The 226-nt window shown below is 69.9% G+C and carries 1 protein-coding gene; it reads left to right on the plus strand.

Annotation, left to right across the window (positions count from 1 at the left end; all coding sequences use genetic code 11):
* Window positions 1–226, plus strand: a 226-nt coding sequence (locus IF43_RS37650) for a carboxyl transferase domain-containing protein (protein ID WP_037891800.1), incomplete at both ends; no start/stop codon positions are given.

The following is a 226-nucleotide window of genomic DNA, read 5'->3' on the forward strand; positions in this document are numbered from 1 at the left end:
GCTGGGTGAGGCCCACGCGACGAAGATCCACAAGATCATGGACATGGCCATCGCTGCGGGCGCCCCGTTGGTGTCCCTGAACGACGGCGCCGGCGCCCGTATCCAGGAGGGCGTGTCCGCCCTTGCCGGTTACGGCGGCATCTTCCAGCGCAACACCCGGGCCTCGGGTGTGATCCCGCAGATCTCGGTCATGCTGGGCCCGTGCGCCGGTGGGGCCGCGTACTCC

Origin of the sequence: Streptomyces sp. NRRL S-87 (assembly GCF_000719335.1) — a bacterium.
GTDB lineage: Bacteria > Actinomycetota > Actinomycetes > Streptomycetales > Streptomycetaceae > Streptomyces.